Annotated in this window: 16 protein-coding genes; 12 read left to right on the forward strand and 4 right to left on the reverse strand. The window is 42.4% G+C overall.

Annotation, left to right across the window (positions count from 1 at the left end; genetic code table 11):
- Positions 1-53 precede the first annotated feature (53 nt).
- From hsdR to H608_RS21610, 7 genes are read left to right on the forward strand one after another with little or no spacing between them, the layout of a single operon-like run.
- Complete coding sequence (gene hsdR, locus H608_RS0107260; RefSeq protein ID WP_028787091.1) at positions 54-3,308, forward strand: type I restriction-modification system endonuclease; 3,255 nt, start codon at positions 54-56, stop codon at positions 3,306-3,308.
- Positions 3,309-3,336: 28 nt separating this feature from the next.
- Positions 3,337-4,797 carry a type I restriction-modification system subunit M gene (locus H608_RS0107265; RefSeq protein ID WP_028787092.1) on the forward strand — a complete coding sequence of 487 codons (1,461 nt, stop codon included), beginning with the start codon at positions 3,337-3,339 and terminating at the stop codon, positions 4,795-4,797.
- Positions 4,794-6,194: a restriction endonuclease subunit S gene (locus H608_RS21600; RefSeq protein ID WP_162142848.1), complete on the forward strand. Its 1,401-nt coding sequence runs from the start codon at positions 4,794-4,796 to the stop codon at positions 6,192-6,194. The genes H608_RS0107265 and H608_RS21600 overlap by 4 nt, the downstream gene beginning before the upstream one ends.
- Complete coding sequence (locus H608_RS0107275; RefSeq protein WP_028787093.1) at positions 6,191-7,750, forward strand: AAA family ATPase; 1,560 nt, start codon at positions 6,191-6,193, stop codon at positions 7,748-7,750. Before H608_RS21600 ends, H608_RS0107275 begins: the two co-directional genes overlap by 4 nt.
- Positions 7,747-8,526 (forward strand): HNH endonuclease family protein, encoded by a 780-nt coding sequence (locus H608_RS0107280; protein WP_028787094.1) that lies wholly within the window; start codon positions 7,747-7,749, stop codon positions 8,524-8,526. Before H608_RS0107275 ends, H608_RS0107280 begins: the two co-directional genes overlap by 4 nt.
- Positions 8,527-8,528: 2 nt before the next feature.
- Entirely contained in the window at positions 8,529-10,490 is a 1,962-nt protein-coding gene (locus tag H608_RS23495) for an AAA family ATPase (protein WP_028787095.1), read from the forward strand.
- Complete coding sequence (locus H608_RS21610) at positions 10,480-11,745, forward strand: McrC family protein (protein WP_081658820.1); 1,266 nt, start codon at positions 10,480-10,482, stop codon at positions 11,743-11,745. Before H608_RS23495 ends, H608_RS21610 begins: the two co-directional genes overlap by 11 nt.
- A gap of 455 nt (positions 11,746-12,200) precedes the next feature.
- Here the strand turns inward: H608_RS21610 and H608_RS0107295 are convergent, their stop codons facing one another.
- Positions 12,201-13,025 (reverse strand): alpha/beta fold hydrolase, encoded by an 825-nt coding sequence (locus H608_RS0107295; protein ID WP_028787096.1) that lies wholly within the window; start codon positions 13,023-13,025, stop codon positions 12,201-12,203.
- A gap of 251 nt (positions 13,026-13,276) precedes the next feature.
- On the opposite strand from H608_RS0107295, the gene H608_RS0107300 reads away from it, so the two are divergent.
- Entirely contained in the window at positions 13,277-14,299 is a 1,023-nt protein-coding gene (locus H608_RS0107300) for an LLM class flavin-dependent oxidoreductase (protein WP_028787097.1), read from the forward strand.
- An 82-nt stretch (positions 14,300-14,381) separates the two neighbouring features.
- Here the strand turns inward: H608_RS0107300 and H608_RS0107305 are convergent, their stop codons facing one another.
- Positions 14,382-14,741, reverse strand: a complete 360-nt coding sequence (locus H608_RS0107305) for a ketopantoate reductase family protein (RefSeq protein ID WP_071836934.1) — start codon at positions 14,739-14,741, stop codon at positions 14,382-14,384.
- A 30-nt stretch (positions 14,742-14,771) separates the two neighbouring features.
- Positions 14,772-15,182: a VOC family protein gene (locus H608_RS0107310; protein ID WP_028787099.1), complete on the reverse strand. Its 411-nt coding sequence runs from the start codon at positions 15,180-15,182 to the stop codon at positions 14,772-14,774.
- Positions 15,183-15,602: 420 nt separating this feature from the next.
- On the opposite strand from H608_RS0107310, the gene mgtA reads away from it, so the two are divergent.
- The 4 genes from mgtA (at position 15,603) to H608_RS0107335 (ending at position 20,464) form a co-directional block, all read left to right on the forward strand.
- On the forward strand, positions 15,603-18,146 hold the full coding sequence (gene mgtA, locus H608_RS0107320) for a magnesium-translocating P-type ATPase (protein WP_028787100.1): 2,544 nt from the start codon (positions 15,603-15,605) through the stop codon (positions 18,144-18,146).
- Positions 18,147-18,259: 113 nt separating this feature from the next.
- The gene (locus H608_RS0107325) at positions 18,260-19,150 is read left to right on the forward strand and encodes a hypothetical protein (protein ID WP_028787101.1); all 891 of its coding nucleotides are present in this window, start codon (positions 18,260-18,262) and stop codon (positions 19,148-19,150) included.
- A 288-nt stretch (positions 19,151-19,438) separates the two neighbouring features.
- Positions 19,439-20,053 (forward strand): Crp/Fnr family transcriptional regulator, encoded by a 615-nt coding sequence (locus tag H608_RS0107330; RefSeq protein ID WP_028787102.1) that lies wholly within the window; start codon positions 19,439-19,441, stop codon positions 20,051-20,053.
- 72 nt (positions 20,054-20,125) lie between these two features.
- Entirely contained in the window at positions 20,126-20,464 is a 339-nt protein-coding gene (locus H608_RS0107335; RefSeq protein WP_028787103.1) for a zinc ribbon domain-containing protein YjdM, read from the forward strand.
- A 201-nt stretch (positions 20,465-20,665) separates the two neighbouring features.
- On the opposite strand, the gene H608_RS0107345 is transcribed toward H608_RS0107335, so the two are convergent.
- Positions 20,666-20,956 carry a hypothetical protein gene (locus tag H608_RS0107345; protein WP_028787104.1) on the reverse strand — a complete coding sequence of 97 codons (291 nt, stop codon included), beginning with the start codon at positions 20,954-20,956 and terminating at the stop codon, positions 20,666-20,668.
- Between the last annotated feature and the right edge of the window lie 113 nt (positions 20,957-21,069).

Below are 21,069 nucleotides of genomic sequence, written 5' to 3' on the forward strand. Positions count from 1 at the left end.
TCTTTATTTTATATATTGATTTGCCATTAAATGCTATGTAATTTATTGCGGATATGCAACCATCTAATTTCATATACCTGGAACAGGGGTTTCCGCTGTTGTATAATATCGGTAAAACTGCTGAACACTACCTTTACAACGATCCAGTGGTATGCCTGATTAAGTTGAGGCAATTAGGTGAAAAGATATCCGAATACTTATTTGAAGAACACCAATTAGTATTTCCCTGGGTTAATACATTTCACAACCGTATAAAAATACTGGAAGAAGAAAAAATACTATCTACTACTGTTTCGGACTTATTCTTTCTGATCAAAAAGAAAGGAAATACGGCTGCTCATGATGGCAAAGGGACCTTTGATGAAGCCAAATCATGTTTATATGCAGCATTCCAACTCGCTAAATGGTTCTGCGAAATCTATTCATCAGGTGATCAGTCCTTAGACCATGTTAAATTTATTCTTCCGGATGATGTCAGAGAAGACACTCAGTTAAAGCAGCTGGAAATGCAGTATACGCGGCTGGAAGCTGCGTTTAATAAATTACTTGAAGAACGGAATATAAATGAACTGAGTGAAGAAAAAAGAGCAACGATCAGGCAAAGAGCGACAAAAGCAGCTGCAAAGATCAGCATGTCTGAAGCAGAAACGAGGGCACTAATAGATGAGCGGCTTGCAATTGCAGGCTGGCTGGTGAATACAGAAACGCTTAATTATAAAAAACATAAAACGCTTCCGCAAAGAGGTAAAAATATGGCTATCGCGGAGTGGCCTTCAGGCCCCAACTGGGCTGATTATGCTTTGTTTATTGGTTGCGAATTGTATGGATTTGTAGAGGCAAAAAAATATGGGCAGGATATTTCCACAGATCTCCGGCAAGCAAAAGTATATGCAGAATTGGTGGAAGCTGATCAAGAAGCTATATTATTAGGCGCATGGGACAGGTATAAAGTACCTTTTTTATTTTCAACCAATGGGCGTCCCTATCTGGAACAGATCAAGACAAAGAGTGGCATCTGGTTCCTGGATGTACGCGAAAAAACAAACAATGCGCGTCCGTTGCAGGGATGGTACTCCCCGGAAGGGCTCATTAAACTGAGGGAAAAGGACATTCAGCAGGCTAACCAGAAACTACTATCATCGAGTCTCGATTTCCTGGAAAGCAGGTCAGGGTTAGGACTTCGTGCCTATCAGCTTGATGCTATCAGAGCTGTTGAACAAAGGATTGTAACAGCACCCGAAAACCACAGAGCCTTAGTTGCCATGGCAACGGGTACCGGTAAAACCCGAACTATTATCGGCCTATGTTACCATTTAATACAGACGAACAGGTTTAACCGGATATTGTTTCTCGTGGATCGCAATCTTTTAGGTACGCAAGCGATTAATGCTTTCAAGGATAATAAAGTGGTAGGCTTGAACACATTCGCAGAGATCTACGATGTGAAAGAGCTGAAAGAAAAAATGCCGGAACAGGATACTCGGCTGCATTTTTCTACAGTGCAGAGTATGGTAAAACGCCTGTTTTACAAAGAAGGTGATGAAGATGTCTTTCCGGTAGATCAGTATGATTGTATTATCATTGATGAGGCACATCGGGGCTACCTGATGGATAAGGAAATGGATGACGAGGAATTAGTATTCAAAGATCAGAATGATTATGTAAGCAAATACCGTATGGTTTTGGATTATTTCGATGCCTATGCCATCGGATTAACGGCAACGCCGGCCTTACATACCACTGAAATTTTTGGCACCCCGGTTTATTTCTATTCTTACAGAGAAGCCGTCATAGATGGTTATCTAATAGATCATGAACCGCCACACCAGATAGAAACCAAACTGAGTAAAGAAGGTATCACCTGGGAAAAAGGAGAAAAGCCCAAAGCTTATGACCAGGAAGAGAATAGCATTATTGAACTGGAAGCCCTGGAGGATGAGTTGCATTTTGATGTATCGGCCTTCAACAAACTGGTACTTTCCGAAAACTTCAACAGGACAGTAGTGAGACAATTGGCAAAAGCCTTGGACCCGGAAGGCGATGCTAAAACACTGGTATTTGCCGCTACCGATGAACATGCTGATACCCTGGTTCATTTGTTTAAAGAAGAATACGGCAGCTTAGGAATTGATGTGCCGGATAATGCAATCCAAAAGATTACCGGTAAATCCTATAAGCCGCAGGAATTGTTGAACCGTTATAAAAATGAACAGTTCCCTAATATAGCCGTCACCGTTGACTTATTGACAACCGGGATCGACGTGCCGCGTATCAGTAACCTGGTGTTTATGCGTCGGGTAAAATCCCGTATTTTATATGAGCAGATGTTAGGACGTGCTACGCGCAGATGCGACGAAATCAATAAAGAATTTTTCCAGATTTATGACGCCGTGGGCTTATACGAAACCCTTAGGGATTATACACAAATGAGGCCTGTTTCTGTAAATGCAAAGGCATCCTTTCAACAGTTATCGGAGGAGCTGGATGTTATCCAAACGCAGGAACGGGTAAAGAAACAGGTAGAACAGATCATTGCCAAACTGCAAAGGAAACGACGTCATATCGAAGATTCGGAGGATGCAGAAAATACCTTCAGTTTTTATGCCGAAGGAAATAACATCTCTCAATTCATCGATATCCTTAAAAGCCAGTTGAACAGTACCGAGATACAAAATATCATTCAAGAGCGACGGGCACTATGGAGATACCTTGATGAATTTAAACCTGCTCCGGGTTATGTAATGGTATCAGAGCATGAAGATGAGTATATCGAAACAACGCGTGGTTATGGAAAAGGTAGCAAGCCTGAAGACTATCTGGATAGTTTCACCAGTTTTATCAAAAACAACCTTAACCAGGTAGCAGCATTATCCATTGTATGCAACCGGCCTAAGGAATTGGATCGAAAATCATTAAAAGAGCTGCTCATCGTTTTAGATGCAGCAGGGTTCAATACGGTATCTTTACGCACAGCCTGGAAACAGGCGAAAAATGAAGATATCGCGGCTGATATTATTTCCTTTATACGCACATTTGCCATAGGTACATCGCTGGAAAGCCATGAAGACAGAATTAAACGGGCAATGCTGAAGGTGAGGAATATGAAACAATGGAATGCCGTACAAAGTAAGTGGCTGGATCGTTTTGAAAAGCAGTTGCTGAAAGAAACAATTTTGCAAATAAAAGACCTGGATGACGAACCTTTTAAAGATGAAGGCGGTTTCCGGCGATTAGATAAAATATTCGAACACCAGTTGCAAGCCGTATTAGATACCATTAATGATAACTTATATGCCCAATCGGCATAAAGCACAATTTAAAGAACAATAGTATATTATGAGTGCAGAAGATATTGCCCGGAAATTATGGAGCTTATGCGATGTGTTGCGCGACGATGGCGTCACCTATCACCAATACCTGAATGAGTTGACCTATATCCTTTTCCTTCGGTTATCCGAAGTGAAAGGATTTGAAGAACAAATTCCGGAAGAGTACCGCTGGAGCCGGTTGAAAGGTATTAAAGACAATAAAGACCTTTTTGATACCTACCGGGAGTTATTAGCTACCATTGCTGCCAAAAGTGAAAATGACACCATAAGCGAGATCTACACCAATGCGGCAACAACCTTACGCAAACCGGCTAATCTGCGTACGCTGATCACGAGCATCGACAATATTGACTGGTTCGACGATCATGAAAAAGACAAGATTGCTACTATTTATGAAGAGTTGCTGGAACGCAATGCAGGCGAAAAGAAGAGCGGTGCCGGGCAGTATTTTACACCCAGACCCTTGATCAATGTAATGGTTGACTTGCTGGTACCCAGAATTGGTGAGCGTTGGAATGATCCCGCAGCAGGCACTTTCGGGTTTATGATCGCGGCAGACCAGTACCTGCGCGAAAAGACAGACAACTATTATGACCTGGATACCAAGGAAAGAAAATTTCAGCTTACAGAGGCATTCAGTGGTTGTGAGCTGGTACAGGATGCACATCGATTGGCACTAATGAACGTAAAATTGCATGGACAGGATAGCAAAATTATTCTAGGGGATACTTTGAGCGAGTTGGGAAAGAACTTTAAAAATTATGATGGCGTATTGGCGAATCCTCCTTTTGGTACCAAGATAGGTGGTGAGCGCCCTACACGCGGCGACTTTACTTTTCCAACCAGCAACAAGCAACTCAATTTCCTACAGCATATATACCGCTCCCTGCATAAACGAGGAGGCGCTAGGGCCGCTGTAGTGTTACCGGATAATGTATTATTTGAAGATAATGACGGACAGAAAATCCGGCGAGATCTAATGGACAAATGTAACCTGCATACTATTCTTCGTCTGCCGACCGGCATTTTTTACGCACAAGGAGTAAAAACCAATGTGCTCTTTTTTGAACGCGGCAAAACGGAAACAGGCAACACAAAACAAGTCTGGTTTTATGATATGCGAACGAATGCACCCGCCTATGGTAAGCGTACGCCATTCAAACGGGATGCCTTTGCTGATTTTGTATTAGCCTATACAGGCGGCATAAGCATTGATAACGTAAAGCAGGAATATGATGGTGTGATTGATTTAAAAAAACGTGAGCAGGTTAACGATGTACGTTGGAGCCGTTATACTCGCGAAGAAATCGTCTCCAAAAAAGATTCGCTGGATATAGGGCTGATGAACGAAAGAGCCTTAAATGGTGAAAGTGAAATAACGGAACCGGCAGACATTGCCCGTGAAGCACAGAATGAAATAAAAACCATTGAATTAGAACTTGAAAAAATAATGGCATTATTAAAGTGATAGAAAATAAACTACCCGATAGCTGGAACTCTTCTCCATTCCACTCATTAATTTCTAGTGTAATTGGTGGTGACTGGGGTATCGATTCAGATACGTTATTTGATGATAGAGAATATTCATTGGTGTACTGTATTCGAGGAAGTGAATTGAAAAACTGGCGTGAAGAAAAGGGTAAAACAGCTGCGCTAAGAGCAATTAAAAAAGTAAGTTTAGAAAAAAGAGAACTTAAAGAAGGAGATATATTATTAGAGGTATCCGGCGGTGGACCCAACCAACCTGTTGGAAGAACTGTAATTATTGACAAGGAAACTCTATCTTTTGAATCTCACATCCCGAAAATATGTACTAATTTTTTCAGAAAAATTAGGCTAACCCCTCATTTAGATAAGCGGTACATAAATTACTATTTAACTCACTTTTATAATAGCGGAGAAATAGTTAATTATCAAGGTGGGAGTAATAACCTCAGAAACTTAAAATACAAAGAATATGAGCAGATTTCGATACCAATAGCTCCGCTTAATGAACAAAAGCGAATAGCAGATAAACTTGATAATCTATATCATCATTTGGATTTACTTAACGAACGATTGGATAAAATTCCTGTGTTGCTAAATCAATTCAGAGAGAATGTACTTATGCAGGCGGTAACCGGGAAATTGACGGAGGAGTGGAGAGAAAATAGAAAGATAGAAAATGGTACTGCTAATAGTTCCACACCATTTATAATACCGGATACATGGCAATGGCATGAGTTGGGGACACTAACTAAAAGAGTATCTTATGGTACATCAAAAAAATCGGAGAATGAAGGGAAAGTCCCAGTATTGCGAATGGGAAACCTTCAAAATGGGAAACTCGATTGGTCTGACTTAAAATATTCGTCTGACGAAAAGGAAATAGCGAGTTACTTATTAGAATCTGGAGATGTATTATTTAATAGAACTAATAGTCCCGAGCTGGTTGGTAAGACCTCTATCTATGAGGGACAACAGCCCGCAATCTATGCAGGATATATTATAAGAGTTGTAGCAAACGAAGAGCTAAATCCATATTACCTGAATTTTGTTTTGAATTCAAAATATGGACGTGATTGGGCTTGGCAAGTAAAATCAGATGGCGTAAGTCAATCTAATATTAATGCAAAGAAGCTATCTGCATTTGCAATTCCTCTGCCAGAAATTGATGAGCAAGAGAAAATCGTAAAACAAATAAATGACCTTTTTTCGATTGCTGATAGAATAGAAATATTGTACAACGAACTTACAACTAAGCTACGTAAACTGCCATTACGTATTCTAGGTAAAGCTTTCGCTGGTCAATTAGTAAACCAAGATCCAAATGATGAACCCGCAAGCTTACTCCTTCAGAAAATCACTCAAATGAAAGCAAAATGAGGATTAAACGGCTTATCGTTTCTAAATACAAAAATGTAGAAGGACTGAATCTTAAGTTTAAAAATCACTTGATTAGTCTTCTTGTTGGGAAAAACGGATTAGGCAAATCTAATCTGATAGAGATTCTTGCGCTTATTTTTAGAGAACTAGATCAATTGGAGACGGAGGAGGCTTTTAAGGATTGGGCTTATGCAGCCGGTAACTTTGAATATTTCATTCAATATGAATGTCGCAATTCTGAAATGCGTATTCTTTGTCGGGAAGATAAATTTTTGGTTTTCAGAAGACAGAAGGGGGGCGTCGATCTTTTCGCTGTAGTTGATTTTAATACATTCAAACGCAATAGAGGAGAAGAGTATTTACCTCAATATATCATTGGTTATTATTCGGGTGAAAACAAACGAATACGGCAAATTATCAGACCTTATGAAGAATTGGTATGGGGTGATTTAAAGGAAAACGAGGGACTGGATAAGCGTTTCCGTAAACTATTTTTTGCCGAAAATCATCATGCCCAGTTGGTATTGCTTACCCTGCTCCTTTATAAAGGTCAAACGGCTAGTGCAGCATTTCAAGCTAAAACTCAAGACCTGATCAATCGATTTTGTTCTTTCACAGAATTGGAGGAAATCAACTTTATATTGAGACAACCCAGTTGGTACAGCAGAACGAGTAAACAACAAGTAATGGGTATGGATTACCTCGAAGAGAACATTCTTGAAGGTAGTAAAGTGACCACTCCATTTTGGGGAGCAAAAGGCAAAGCAAATGAAGTGATCTCTTATTTCTATAACAATGCTCGGAGCTATTCTGGCTATTTTGACGAAGAAAAGAAAATTGAAAAGTTAGAACTCAATAACATTAATAAAACTGACCTGGCTGCAGGCATTTATGACAAATTCGGCCATCCTATTCACTTCTTTGATGCATTAGAATCACTACTACAGATTGACTCAATTCAGACACTACAGTTAAATGTGAAATCCAAGACAGCCGATGTTACTTTTGATTTCACGCAACTAAGTGAAGGAGAACAACAGTTAATCACTGTTTTAGGGCTAATCCTGATAACGGGAAAAGATGATTGCTTGTTTTTGCTTGACGAGCCGGATACCCACCTTAACCCGGTATGGCAAAGAAGCTACGTTCAGCTTTTAAATGATTTTAACCTGAATGATGATAACAGCCATATTATTGTTGCTACGCATAGTCCATTAATTGTTCAAGCCGCTGAAGAGGCTGATATATTCTTGTATAAAAGAGCAGGAGATAAAATCATTGTGGATGATAATGATCTAAAAATTCATAATTGGCGAATAGACCAGGTTTTAGCTAGTGAATATTTTGAGTTTGAGAATACTCGCCCTCCACAGCTGGATGATTACATGAAATTGAGAGAAAGGTTATTGTCACAGCCAGAATTAACTGAAGGCGACATTCAACAGTTACGAACGATGGAAGAAGAGACGGGCGTACTGCCTACAGGAGAAACCTTAAACGATTTTAAAGCTATGCATTTGGTGTATTCAATAGCGAATAAGCACAATTCGATATGATCTTTATTAAGAAAAATAAACACCCTCCCAGAGCAATTTTTTCCCAAGTTGGGCATCCCCATAGAGGTAAAGTAAAATGGAAAGTCGCAACAAATCAAGTTTTGCGTGATTATGCGCATGACCCGACACCATTTAATAACGGGAAATATTTATTTAGTGCTGACTACGGCGGTGATGAATTTAGAAAGAAGCTCTTGGAATGCCAAGGACCTAAATGCGCCTATTGCGAAAAGCCTCTTTACAAAGGGGCTATAGAACATTTCAGACCAAAGACTGCTTGGCAACAGACCAGAAGAGCTGCATTTGCTCGTCCGGGATATTATTGGCTTGCGTATAGTTGGGATAATATGTTAATCTCTTGCACCGTGTGTAATCAAAGTGGACAGAAGGGCAACTATTTCCCTGTAACAGGCGTACGTGGTATCGCCCCGTCAGATTGTTCGGGTGAAAATTGCACAATAATTAATCCTACGAAGATTGATCCTGTTATTCACATAACATTTAATTTATCTGTTCCAGTAGGAACTGTCGTTGGTGGGCGTGGAGATCTGAACATAGAGATATTTAAACTAAAGGATAGAGCAGATTTGAAATCAAGCAGGGAAGATCATTTATCTCTTTATCAAGCTCAAAAGCTTATTTCAAATCTTCCCATTGGAAACGGCGTAACACGACAAAAGAAGAAAGATGCGAGAGCACACCTAAAAAAAGCACAGAATCCTAAATATCCTTTTGCTGGAATGATAATAGAAAATATTAGAAAAGGACTCATATAACTATGGATACGAGATACTATTGCGTAGGTTTTCAATGGGACGGAGTAAGTCAGCTAGAACGCTGTTTAAAAGAAGGGATTTGGGAAAACGGGTATAACGATAAGTTTCAACATACAGTTAATGCTGTTCCGATAGGAGCGCGCCTGGCAGCAAAAACAACCTATACTCGTAAAGAAAATGGGAAAACCATTTCTGTATTGGGTGTACATGCATTAGGTACTGTAACAGAAAATAAACAAGATGGTAAAATCCTGAAAGTTGATTGGGACAAAGCCTTCAAACGCTTTGATATCGACGGGCGGGGTGCTTATCGCTCTACCATCAGCAGTGTTAATAATATGGATAATGTCAGGCTTATTTTTAACCGGGGTGGCATTGATAGTCCGGCTACTGAATTGGCTTTATCGTTTGACCCGGAAGATCTGACTAATGAGTTCCCATCAAATCTTATCCTTTACGGACCTCCTGGAACGGGAAAAACCTATCATACAATTAATAAGGCTGTGGCTATTGCAGATGGCGTTAAAGAACCCCATTTGTTTAAACGTTTTAGTAACCGAACAGAGTTAAAGGACCGTTTTGACGAATTGCTGATTGAAGATTGGGAGAACCCGGGAGATGGTCAGATAGCTTTTGTTACGTTTCACCAGAGTATGAGCTATGAAGACTTTGTTGAAGGCATCAAACCAATGACAAACGGCAAAGAACAAGTTACTTATGACGTAGAACCAGGCATTTTGAAAAACATTGCCAACCTGGCATTAGGTAATTGGCTGGATGCGAAGAACGAAACCAAGGGAGAACTCTCATTTGAGGAAGCCTTCAGTCATTTGCTGGAAAAATGGGAAGAAAACCCGTCTATAAAGTTCAGCATGAAAACGGAGGGGAAGGAATTTACGATTGCGGACTTTACGAAATCATCCATCCGGTTCAGAAAAGCCAACGGCAGTACGGGACATACGCTCAGTATTGGTACACTACGAGACTACTATTATAAAAGGAAGGAAGTGAGACCAACAGGCGTAGGTATTTATTATCCTGGCATACTGGAACATCTGAAATCATTTGTGGGCAATAATTCAAATGATAAAACCGTAAAAAATTATGTCCTTGTCATTGACGAGATCAACAGAGGTAACATTGCCCAGATATTCGGCGAGCTGATTACCCTGATGGAGGAGGATAAACGCCTAGGAAAAAAAGAAAGTATAACCGCAATGCTTCCCTACAGTAAGGAAAAATTCGCGCTGCCGCCGAATCTGTATATTGTCGGCACCATGAATACAGCAGATCGTAGCGTTGAAGCTTTGGACACGGCATTAAGGCGCCGTTTTGTCTTTGAAGAAATGGCGCCGGAACCCTCACTGTTAAAACCGGAGCGAATGCTGTGGCAATTTTGGTGGGACAATGAAAAATATTCCTGGGACGATCAGGAGTACAGAGCATTGGAAACACCATTTTACCAATTATTGGGATTCCCGGAAGACAAGAATAATGAGAAAGATAAAGAGATCTATTGGGGGCCTATGCGTAAGGAGAATACACCACTGGAAAGTCAGATAGCTGCTTTGGCTGACTTGGCAAAAGAATTTTCGGGCATCAATCTCTGCTTATTGCTGAATGCTGTTAATAAACGTATTGAAAAAATACTGGGACGGGATGTTATGATCGGTCATGCGTACCTTATAAACGTCCGTTCCGTTGGAGATTTAAAAGCTACACTCTTCAATAAGATCATACCGCTGCTACAGGAATATTGCTACCGGGATTATGGCCGTATTGGTTTGGTCATCGGTATGGCTTTCTTGGATGAGACAACTAAGAATAGCGTTAACTTGATGAAAGTTCCTGGCTATGATGTTCAGGATATGAACGATGGGAAGATCTATCACCTGAAAAGCATCCGGGATTTTGATAACGATGAAAAATTCATAGCAGCGGTAAAAACAATCTATGAATCGTAACCATGTTATTTCTGTTTTTGAGTATTCCCGCTTGAGTTTAGGAGAACAGGGGTTTGAAATGCCTCATTTCGAAACCCTGGTTAAATATAATGACCTCCATCGAAGCAAATACTTTAATGTAGGCCATAAGAAAATTACGTTCAAATCTTATGTAGGGCTAATACAAGTAGGCAACAAGACTATTGAGATACTACCCAAAGCAGATAGGAATAGTGATGAAAAAGATGTATCGAAATGGCAAAGAGCGCTACTATATATGTTGCGCAAAGCTGGATATATTAAGATAAATGAGGCCTCCAGTGTGTCGCAGCATACGCAAAATGCCAACCTGTTAGACATCTACTTACGGGAATTCCTGCAGGAAACTGAACAGCTGATACATAAAGGCCTGGTAAAAAAATATAAGAAAGCACAAGCCAATCTATCTGTACTGAAAGGGAGACTATTGATCGGAAAGCAATTACAGCACAACCTACTGCATAAAGAACGCTTCTTTACAGAGCACACATGCTACACCAGGGATAATCTTTATAACCGGATTTTGAAAAGAGCATTGGAAATTGTTGCCGATATTTCATTTAAAAGCGATATTATACACGATGCTAAACGCTTGTTACTTTATTTCGAAGACGTTGAACCCCGGAAGCAGGATATTTCAGATTTTGGTCAATTAAAGCTGGACCGCAAAACTTTTGTGTATAAAGATGCGTTAGTGCTGGCTGAGATGATTATCCTTAATTATTGCCCTGCCTTTAAATCTGGGCGGCAGCAAGTACTTGCTTTGTTATTTGATATGAATGTTCTCTTTGAAAAGTTCATTTATAAAACGCTCAAAGAAATTGAAAGTGAATTCGGGGAAAGCGAGCTATCTGTAACTGCTCAAAATAGCCAACTTTTTTGGGCACATAAAACTATCCGGCCTGATATCCTGGTTACTTTCAAAAAAGGAGAGGCAAAACGAAGTGTAATCATAGATACAAAGTGGAAGATCGTAGATGAAGACTATCCCTCCGATCGTGATCTTCAACAGATGTTCACGTACAATATCCAGTTCAATTCCAATCACGCCATTCTTCTCTATCCATCAGTTGGTCAAAAAAACATTGGTAAAAAAGTCTATAATAGTTCTGTCTCAATAAAGGACTTTTCTCACTATTGCGAGATGTATTTTGTCGATATATTCGATGAAGAAAACGGTAATGTCAATGATAGCTTTGGCCGACTTTTTTTGCTGAGTTTAATGGGCTCATATTGAATGGGATGTTTAAACTTGCTTTTAAATAGCAATAGTATTCAACTTTGGAAATCTAATTCCCTGTAAACTCCATCCTCAAACTTACCAATTTCCAAAAATCTTTTTATTCGGTACCTCCATCTTCCCGCCACCCGCACCAACTCGAAGTTCAACGTATCGATCTTAGTTATTCTTTTCGCGTAAGCATCCGGTGAACTGCATTTTTTTGCCAACTGGCTTACCCTCTCCGCCCAGCTCCCTGATAATTAATTATTATCAGGGAGTTTTTTTTGATTACCTCTCTGATCGGTAAATTAAGCGGAGCCAAACCGTAATTTTTTTGAGCCGGTAGATTTATGCACGCAAGCCTGCCATTTGTTACCGATGAATAGGGTGAATTACTGAAGCAATCGGAACAGGAGGATAATAAACCAGGCTGTGGCTTGCCGAAGCATTGGAACATCAATATTTGTTTATCAATTCATCATTGATAAAAAATTTTCCAGGTAATCCAGTATCGTTTTAGTTTGCCTCATCAGGCTCACATGGCTTTGGTCGGGCACAACGGCCAGGCGCGAGGCAGGCTTTGCCTGGAAGTCCGCCGCAACATCGCCGCCTAATAGTCTATACGTTTTGGCCAACTCAATTTTATCCATGCCGTCATTGTCGCCTGAGATGATCAATACGGGTGCGGCGATTTTAGCTATATTTTCATCTCCCAGATCAAAGGGTTGGCCCGCCGAAGCAATCATTTGCTCAACGAATGGAATCCATTTGTTTTTATCCGGTGCGACCGCATCATAGGCGGCATGCATCGGAGTGTTCGTGAAGAATTCGGGCTTTAGTTTTTTAAAACCATCGGTCACGCTGCTTATCCAGCCCTCGCTTTTATGTACGGAAGAAATTATGACGAGCTTTTTCAAACGGTCGGGGCTTTGTATGGCAAATTGATAAGCCACCTGCCCACCGAAACTATATCCCACTACATCGGCGCTGTCGATCTTAAGATGATCCATCACCTTTTCCACATCGCTGGCCAATGCAGCCCGCGTCAATTTTCTTTCCGAATAAGGCGTATGGCCATGTCCCTGCATTTCGATGGCAATTACTTTCCTGGTTTTCGCCAGTTCCGGTATCAGTTGCCCCCAGTTCGTTTGGATTGTGTGGTAGGCGCCGTGCAGCAAAATGACCGGTTCGCCCTGGCCGTATACTTCATAGTAAACATTGATGCCGTTGGCCGGCGCATAACCACTGGTAACGGGTTTAATTACCTGGGCGTTTGAGGGAAGTGTTGCAGACATAAGGATTGCTATTGCAAGTAATTTAAGGAGATTTCCCGGTTTACGTAAGCGCTTCATAAAATTGTATTATGAATGCAAAATTCAATGGTATACCGCAGTTGCAGGCGGTGCAAAGGCGACCAATCAAGGGCAATTTTCCGACAAACCTTTTGCTGACTCTGTTGTTTTAATAGGGGACAAGCGATAGAAGTGCCAGTGTCCTGATCTTCCTTCATCCTTAATTTCAAACTGGATAATACAAGTAGCTATCTATGAAAAAAATCGGATTCTTATCATTCGGCCATTGGGCCAATCATCCGGCCTATAGTACCCGTACTGCGGGCGACACCCTGCTTCAGTCCATCGATCTGGCTGTTGCTGCAGAAGAGATAGGACTCGATGGGGCTTATTTCCGCGTGCATCATTTTGCTGCGCAACTGGCATCGCCTTTTCCTTTGCTTTCCGCCATTGGCGCCAAAACGAAAAAGATTGAGATAGGAACCGGCGTGATCGATATGCGTTACGAAAACCCGCTTTATATGGTGGAGGATGCCGGAGCCGCGGACCTGATTGCAGGCGGCCGCTTGCAACTTGGTATCAGCAGGGGCTCGCCCGAACAGGTAATTGACGGTTGGCGCTACTTTGGCTATGAACCGAAGGAAGGCGAAACCGATGCGGATATGGGGCGACAGAAAGCGCTTGAATTCCTCGATAAGCTACAGGGCGTTGGTTTTGCCGAGCCCAATCCTTATCCCATGTTTCCCAATCCGCCCGGTCTTTTAAGGCTAGAGCCTTACTCGGCAGGTCTGCGTGAGCGGATCTGGTGGGGCGCTGCCTCCAATGCTACCGCCGTATGGGCCGCAGAAAATGGCATGCATCTCCAAAGTTCCACATTGAAGTACGATGAAAGCGGAAAACCTTTTCATATACAACAGGCCGAGCAAATAAGACTCTACAAAGAAGCCTGGAAAAAAGCAGGCCATACACGTGAGCCACGCGTATCTGTAAGCAGGTCGATTTTTGCTTTGGTCAATGAGCGCGATCGTCAGTTGTTTGGGCGGGAGAGCGGTAGTTCCGATAAAATCGGGATGATCGAGGCCGACAAGCGTGCCATCTTCGGAAGAAGTTATGCCGCCGAACCTGATCAGTTGATTAAACAACTTTCTGAAGACGAAGCCATCCGCGAAGCAGACACATTGCTATTGACTATACCCAATACGTTAGGTGTCGATTACAACGTACACGTATTGTCCTCTATTCTTGAACATGTAGCGCCGGGGCTGGGTTGGCGATAATTTTACAAACAGCTTCAAACGCCTGGTGATTTATCAGGCGTTTATTTTTTTTAACGCAAAGAGGCAAGAGGAGTTTGCCTGTTCATATTATTCCGCCACTCATATCTGCCTTTAACCGCACCAATTCCCCCAGTAACTTCGTATTAGATACATTGACATTCCCCGCCATCCGGACTATTTCAAAATTCAAGGTATCGATCTCTGTCCGTCTTCCGGCGAGAATATCCTGGTAGGTAGAGATCAACTGCCCATCCGAGAGCTTGCTGATCTTCAACAGGCTTTCTTCCACTTCTGACGCTGTAAGCGAAATGCCTTGCGTGCGTGCAACAGCAATACATTCTGCAATGACGGTCCTCGCAATTTCCAGTGCAGCAACATTCCGGTGAAAGATACCATTGTCCGTCTCCAGCAACGGGCAAACCGAGTTAAACACACTGTTCACAATCGCCTTTTTCTAGCTTACGGGTTGTATCTAGTCCTGGTTAAGCAGCATCCATGAAGTGCCAAACTTATCACGTATCATGGCAAATCTATTGGCAAAGGGCGTTTTTCCCATCTTCATGAACACTTCGCCCTCGCTGGAAAACAATTTATAAATGTGTTCTGCTTTCTCCGCAGTGTCAAATCTGAGCGTGAGATAGGCGCTGCGCATAGGCTCGGCGCCGGGAATATCTGCTCCCCTCAGGATCGTGCCACCAATATCAATTATTGCATGAAGAATTGGTTTTTTCCATGCTTTCGGAAAATTGGGTGGTGGTTCCTGGTGAGGCACCATCATCGTTATTTTTCCACCGAGATGCTGCTCGTAATAGCGGAATGCTTCCTCACAATGTCCCGGGTAATTTATGTAAACGTCCAGTTTTATTGCAGAGCCGGTATCCATATTTGTAAAATTTGGTTGCTTAATTTATCCAAAGGTAATTTTCTCTATTATAAGCCTGGGGGTGATTTGCAACAAAATAAGGGGCGATTTGCGTCGGGTAAGAGTCAAAGATTAATATGGATGAAGCCTCTCACATATTCATCGCCGCCTCCGCCTTCAACTTCTTTGCGATGAAAAGAAGCCGCTGTCTGTTTCCAAGTAAGGAGCCTACAAGTTGCAGACATTATTCGCGGTCGTTTTTCCAGGTAACTGTCTGTCATTGGAGGTTCAGCCACATACCCTGAAAATGATTTATCCACCGAGGTAGCACCGATCTCCGAAAATCACCTGACCTGCACACATACGGCAGATGACCGGTCTCATTTGATACCCCGCTTTAATAGTATAGCTTTAGCCATTCAATGAGAAAAAGCAATACCAATGCCCCTTTCTTCATCACCCCCTTCCGTCGAACTATTCTGGAGTCTAAGCACAGATGACGTGTTGCGGCAATTAGCCTCCGGCCAGACAGGCTTGTCAGCAGAACAGGCTGCCACGCGGTTAAAAGATTACGGGCCCAATACATTAAAAGCCCGTTCGCATACATCTTCCCTTATCCTTTTCATAAACCAGTTTCGAAGCCCGCTTACATTATTGCTGATCGTTGCCGCTTTAATTTCCATTGGATTGGCCGATTTTACGGATGCAGTCATTATTTTATTTATTACCCTCGTGAGCAGTTTGCTGGGGTTCTGGCAGGAAAAAGGCGCGGCCAATGCTGTTGCCGGATTGTTGAAGATGGTTCAGATCAAATGCTGTATCATACGAGACAACGTGGAAGCGGAATTGCCGGTGGAACAGGTGGTGCCAGGTGATGTAATTGTTTTGAATGCGGGAGATGTGATTCCGGGAGACAGTTTATTGCTCGAGTCAAAAGAACTGTTTATCGATGAGGCAGCGTTTACCGGCGAGACTTTCCCGGTAGAAAAGAACAGCGGGGTAGTGGCGGCAGATGCGCAACTCGCTGCCAGGAGCAATGCGCTTTTTATGGGGTCACATGTTATCAGCGGTACGGCAAAAGCTTTGGTCGTCACAACGGGCAAACAAACAGAATTAGGAAAAATATCTGCCAGGTTAAGAACCAGCATACCGGAAACTGAGTTTGAAAGAGGGATACGGCATTTTGGTTACATGCTGATGCAGATTACCCTGATACTGGTGATCATTATTTTCGGTATCAATATTCTGCTGCACCGGCCGGCGCTCGACTCGATCCTGTTTTCACTGGCATTGGCTGTGGGGCTTACACCACAATTGCTTCCGGCTATTATCAGTATCAATCTATCCATTGGCGCAAAAGCCATGGCCAAAAATCAGGTGATTGTCAAGCGGCTTTCCTCCATCGAGAATTTCGGAAGCATGAATATTCTTTGCTCCGATAAAACAGGCACCATCACTGCCGGAAAAGTTACGCTGAAGGATACGTTGGATACAGAAGGAAATCATTCAGAAAAAATATTGCATTACGCCTGGTTGAATGCATCTTTTCAAAAGGGCTTTAAAAACCCCATCGACGAAGCGATAAGTGCCAGTTATGCCGGTGATAAAGCCGGATTTACTATTCAGGCAGAAGTGCCGTATGATTTTATCCGCAAAAGGCTTACCGTACAGGTAAGGAGTGGTCAACAAAACCTGGCTATCACTAAGGGTGCGCTGAACGCTGTGATTAAAGTCTGCGATCGCGCGGAAACAGGCGCCGGCCAGTTGATTCCGCTGGCTGATAAACTCGCTTCGATCAACGGACAGTATGAAAAACTGAGTGCCGAAGGTTACCGGGTACTTGGCGTAGCTTATAAAAATAGCAGCCAGGCAACAGATTTTACCAGAAATGATGAATGCGATATGATATTTCTTGGCTTTATCGCTTTGTTTGATCCGCCAAAGCCGGAAGTAAGACAAACGATACTTGATCTGCGAAACCTTGGTGTGCAACTCAAATTGATTACAGGGGATAATGAGCTGGTGGCACATAGTCTCGCTAAGCAAATCGGTATGGAAGAACCGGTTATACTGACGGGAAAACAGTTAAGAGAAATGAGTGAGAGTGCTTTATTCCAGCAGGCGGCGCATACCGATATTTTTGCTGAGGTAGAACCTAATCAGAAAGAACGGATCATTTTATCCTTAAAAAAATCCGGCAACGTGGTAGGATTTATGGGGGATGGAATAAATGATGCACCGGCACTCCATGCTGCAGATGTGGGCATTTCCGTTGATACGGCGGTGGACGTGGCCAAAGAGGCCGCCGACATCGTATTGCTGAAAAATGGGCTGGATGTGTTGGTGACGGGCATCGTAGCGGGGCGTAAGACTTTCACCAATACGATGAAGTATATTTTTATGGCCACCAGCGCCAATTTCGGCAACATGTTCAGCATGGCCGGCGCATCCTTGTTTCTCCCATTTCTTCCCTTGTTTCCCAAACAGATATTACTGACGAATCTGCTGACTGATTTTCCGGAAATGACGATTGCTACAGATAGCGTGGATGCGGTTTCCGTTGATAAACCCCGTAAATGGGACATTAAATTTATTCAGCGGTTCATGATCGTGTTTGGCATGATCAGTTCGGTGTTTGATTTCCTGACATTTGGTGTGTTGTTACATTTTTTAAAAGCTGATGAAAAGGTTTTTCAAACGGGTTGGTTTACCGAATCGGTGATTTCCGCTACGCTGATCGTTTTGGTGGTACGTACCCGGTTGCCTTTTTTCAAGAGTTTGCCCGGCCGGTTGTTGAGTGTCGCCACCGGCGCAGTTATCCTCGTCGTTCTTTCAATTCCGTTTATGCCTTTTGCAACACTGCTGGGTTTTACGCGATTGCCGGGTATTTTTTATGCTTGGATGTTGTTACTCATAACGGGATATATTGTGATGGCCGAAGTAGCTAAGAAATGGTTTTACAAGCGGGTAGGTCGTGTGGGCTGAGTTGTGTTGGCAGGATAAAAAAAAGAAGTTGTCGGGTTGCTTTGTTCTGATAAAGGAAAAGCAAAAGTCTTAGTTTTGTCCGAACGGATGTCGTATTAAATTACCGAGCCAGCATGCCCACCATTACACTACGCCGTCACCCGGTGAAATTTTATTTGTTGACTGTTTTCCTTCTTGCATCCCTTTCAGGATTAGGGATGTTGTTTATAACCATGCCCAAGTTTCGTGGGGATTATCATCTTGGGAGAGACATTGCCATGGTGTTGGGAATCATGCTCATTCTTTTTGGACTTTATACCGCCTGGAAATATGTCAGCAATGCGCCGAAGATTACACTAGATGGGTCCTTTATCGCGTTCAGTTCCCGGATATTTAAACTTTCTGATATCAAGCGGGTAGAATTTCAAAAGAAAGTAATATTCCCCATGTTGTTTGATCCCCAGACCAGGGCTACTGTTATATATTTCAAGGATGGTCGCCAGGAAAACATTTATGAAAATTTTTACACCAATGCAGCTGAAATTAAAGCTCATCTTCACCAATATATACTCGCCGGAAAAGATGGTACAATGGAGCCTGCGGAAGAAAGTTTTCAGTTATATAGTGGTAATCCCTTTTTTTCATTTCGGGGACTAATATTGTGGTTGGTTTTTTGGTCAGTTCTCTATGCGTGTCTGCATGACGACACCTCTTATGCCGGAGTCGTATTTGCTGGTTTTTTTTGCAGCCTGTGGGTTGTGCTCAATCGCTGGTCGATGCATTATTTCGAAATTTCTGATAAAGTGATGCTGGTTAAAAATCATTTGGACCCATTCCTGAAAAGAAGTTATGACTTAGATACTGTTGCGAACGTGAATTATGAAACAAAATCCAGGCAGGCTGAATGTATTCGTCTGATCTTTAAAGATCACCATGTTGAAGTTTTCCCGGCCGGAACGTTGAATGATAGTACGTGGAGACAATTGAAGGATCGATTGCAACGTGCAGGTATTAAAATTCAATAGCCGATAGTCTCTGAGTTTCATTTAGTCATCTCACATACCCAATGTTACATCTCGCCATCACCCGGCACAACTTGTTTTCCTGTTCAAGACGCCCGGAAAAAAGCGTCTTTTTTAGTAAAATGAACAGCAGGGCGGACCAAGAAAAATCACCTGTCAACAGTTTAATGGGTTAAATTACCAGCAGGCATCCGGTCCTGCAAATGTTTTTCGTGCTACTTTTTGTGTCGTTTGTAGATACACCGGCGGCGAAATACAGCGGCTGATTAACTTTAGATAATAAATACAGTCATGGAAAGAATACTGTTCGACTACATCGAGAAATACATAACACTTTCTGAAGAGGAAAAGCAGGCTATAATCGACCTCAGCGTTTTTAAAAGGTTTGAACAAGATGCCATTTTACTCAGGGAAGGGCAAGTGTTAAACGAAGGTTTCTTTGTGGTCAAAGGATGTATCCGTTGCTATTACATGATCGACGGAGAAGAAAAAACAACCGCCTTTTATACCGAGGGGGAGATATTCGCGCCTCTTTGCAGCGTCACGGGAGAACCATCGGAGTATTTTGTTGCCTGCGTGGAAGAGACTATCCTGGCTGTATCCACTCCGGAAATAGAGCAGATCTCTTTTGAAAAATTTCCGCGGTTCGAATCGTTGTGCCGCATGATATCGGAGGAAAAAGTGGCGAGGAACCAGGCGACCTTTGATGAGTTCAAAACATCTTCACCTGAACAACGGTATCTTACATTGCTTGAAACACGCTACGACCTGGTACAGCGGGTTCCACAATATCAATTGGCCAGTTTCCTGGGCATTACACCGCAATCCCTCAGCCGCATGCGCGGACGATTGCAAAAAAAATCCGGGGACGGACCTGAAACGAATAAGTTGTATGCGACGCTTTGACCTGCAGGCTGACGAAAATCAGTCTAACTAAGCGCAATAGTTTTTTTACATTTGCGGCAAAACGAAAACAGCATGTCCGAAACAACACCTTGCCCGCTTTGTAAATCAACTTATACTTACGCAATGGACAATTTGCTGATCTGTCCCGAATGCTGTCATGAATGGAATCCGGAAGAAGAAGCGCAAACTGCCGGTGCTTTTATCGTAAAGGACAGTAATGGAAATATCTTAAAAGACGGGGATAGCGTGGTGACGATAAAAACACTGCCGGTGAAAGGATCCGCACAAAGTATCAAAGCCGGTACGAAAGTGAGAAATATCCGGCTGGTGGACGGCGATCACAATATCGATTGCCGCATCGACGGATTTGGAGCCATGTCCCTCAAATCCGAGTTTGTAAAAAAAGCATAAACATAATGCTGTTTAAAATAAAAAAGGAGCCAGCGGCTCCTTTTTTGATGATCTTACAGCACGATATACGGACTGTCAAATGGGTCATCGTCTTCGCGATGGTCACAGGAGAGTTTCCGGTAATATTTTTTCAATAAACGCCAGGGTTGTTGCAGTTTCTTTTTCATCGTCATCGTTTTTTAGAAAAAGGAATAAGCAGATTTAGCGGTAATTCATTCCGGCTCTTTTGAACGCTTCTTTCGTCAGGTATTTACAATTCCAGCTCAACTGCTCCAATGTACAGTCTTTCAGTTTTATGTTAACCGGCAATCCATTGGATAGTTCCATGAACTCGAGTTGAAGAAGCCCCGGGGAATCGCTTTCAGCCGCACCTTGCAGGGCGTTGAAAATGCTGAGCGCATACTTTTGGTCCCCGCCCAGCGTAAAGCGGGCAAAACTCTGGGGCCCCTCGGGTGTGAGAAGCGTCAGGGATATAAAAAATTCCGTACTCATAACCGCATTTTATCTTCCGTTTAAATCCTATCAGATACAATGCCAGCAATGGATTTGAATAAAAAAATGACAGTGGTTACTGTCATTTTTTCAATGGGAGTGTCTGGTTTTCA

The sequence above is a fragment of the Terrimonas ferruginea DSM 30193 genome (assembly GCF_000425585.1).
GTDB lineage: Bacteria > Bacteroidota > Bacteroidia > Chitinophagales > Chitinophagaceae > Terrimonas > Terrimonas ferruginea.

Excerpts from the sequence above, each read along its gene's own strand:
- hsdR (WP_028787091.1), top strand. The coding sequence starts at position 54 with ATGCAACCATCTAATTTCATATACCTGGAACAGGGGTTTCCGCTGTTG.
- H608_RS0107265 (WP_028787092.1), top strand. The coding sequence starts at position 3,337 with ATGAGTGCAGAAGATATTGCCCGGAAATTATGGAGCTTATGCGATGTG.
- H608_RS0107275 (WP_028787093.1), top strand. The coding sequence starts at position 6,191 with ATGAGGATTAAACGGCTTATCGTTTCTAAATACAAAAATGTAGAAGGA.
- H608_RS0107280 (WP_028787094.1), top strand. The coding sequence starts at position 7,747 with ATGATCTTTATTAAGAAAAATAAACACCCTCCCAGAGCAATTTTTTCC.
- H608_RS23495 (WP_028787095.1), top strand. The coding sequence starts at position 8,529 with ATGGATACGAGATACTATTGCGTAGGTTTTCAATGGGACGGAGTAAGT.
- H608_RS21610 (WP_081658820.1), top strand. The coding sequence starts at position 10,480 with ATGAATCGTAACCATGTTATTTCTGTTTTTGAGTATTCCCGCTTGAGT.
- H608_RS0107295 (WP_028787096.1), bottom strand. The coding sequence starts at position 13,025 with ATGTCTGCAACACTTCCCTCAAACGCCCAGGTAATTAAACCCGTTACC.
- H608_RS0107300 (WP_028787097.1), top strand. The coding sequence starts at position 13,277 with ATGAAAAAAATCGGATTCTTATCATTCGGCCATTGGGCCAATCATCCG.
- H608_RS0107310 (WP_028787099.1), bottom strand. The coding sequence starts at position 15,182 with ATGGATACCGGCTCTGCAATAAAACTGGACGTTTACATAAATTACCCG.
- mgtA (WP_028787100.1), top strand. The coding sequence starts at position 15,603 with ATGCCCCTTTCTTCATCACCCCCTTCCGTCGAACTATTCTGGAGTCTA.
- H608_RS0107325 (WP_028787101.1), top strand. The coding sequence starts at position 18,260 with ATGCCCACCATTACACTACGCCGTCACCCGGTGAAATTTTATTTGTTG.
- H608_RS0107330 (WP_028787102.1), top strand. The coding sequence starts at position 19,439 with ATGGAAAGAATACTGTTCGACTACATCGAGAAATACATAACACTTTCT.
- H608_RS0107335 (WP_028787103.1), top strand. The coding sequence starts at position 20,126 with ATGTCCGAAACAACACCTTGCCCGCTTTGTAAATCAACTTATACTTAC.
- H608_RS0107345 (WP_028787104.1), bottom strand. The coding sequence starts at position 20,956 with ATGAGTACGGAATTTTTTATATCCCTGACGCTTCTCACACCCGAGGGG.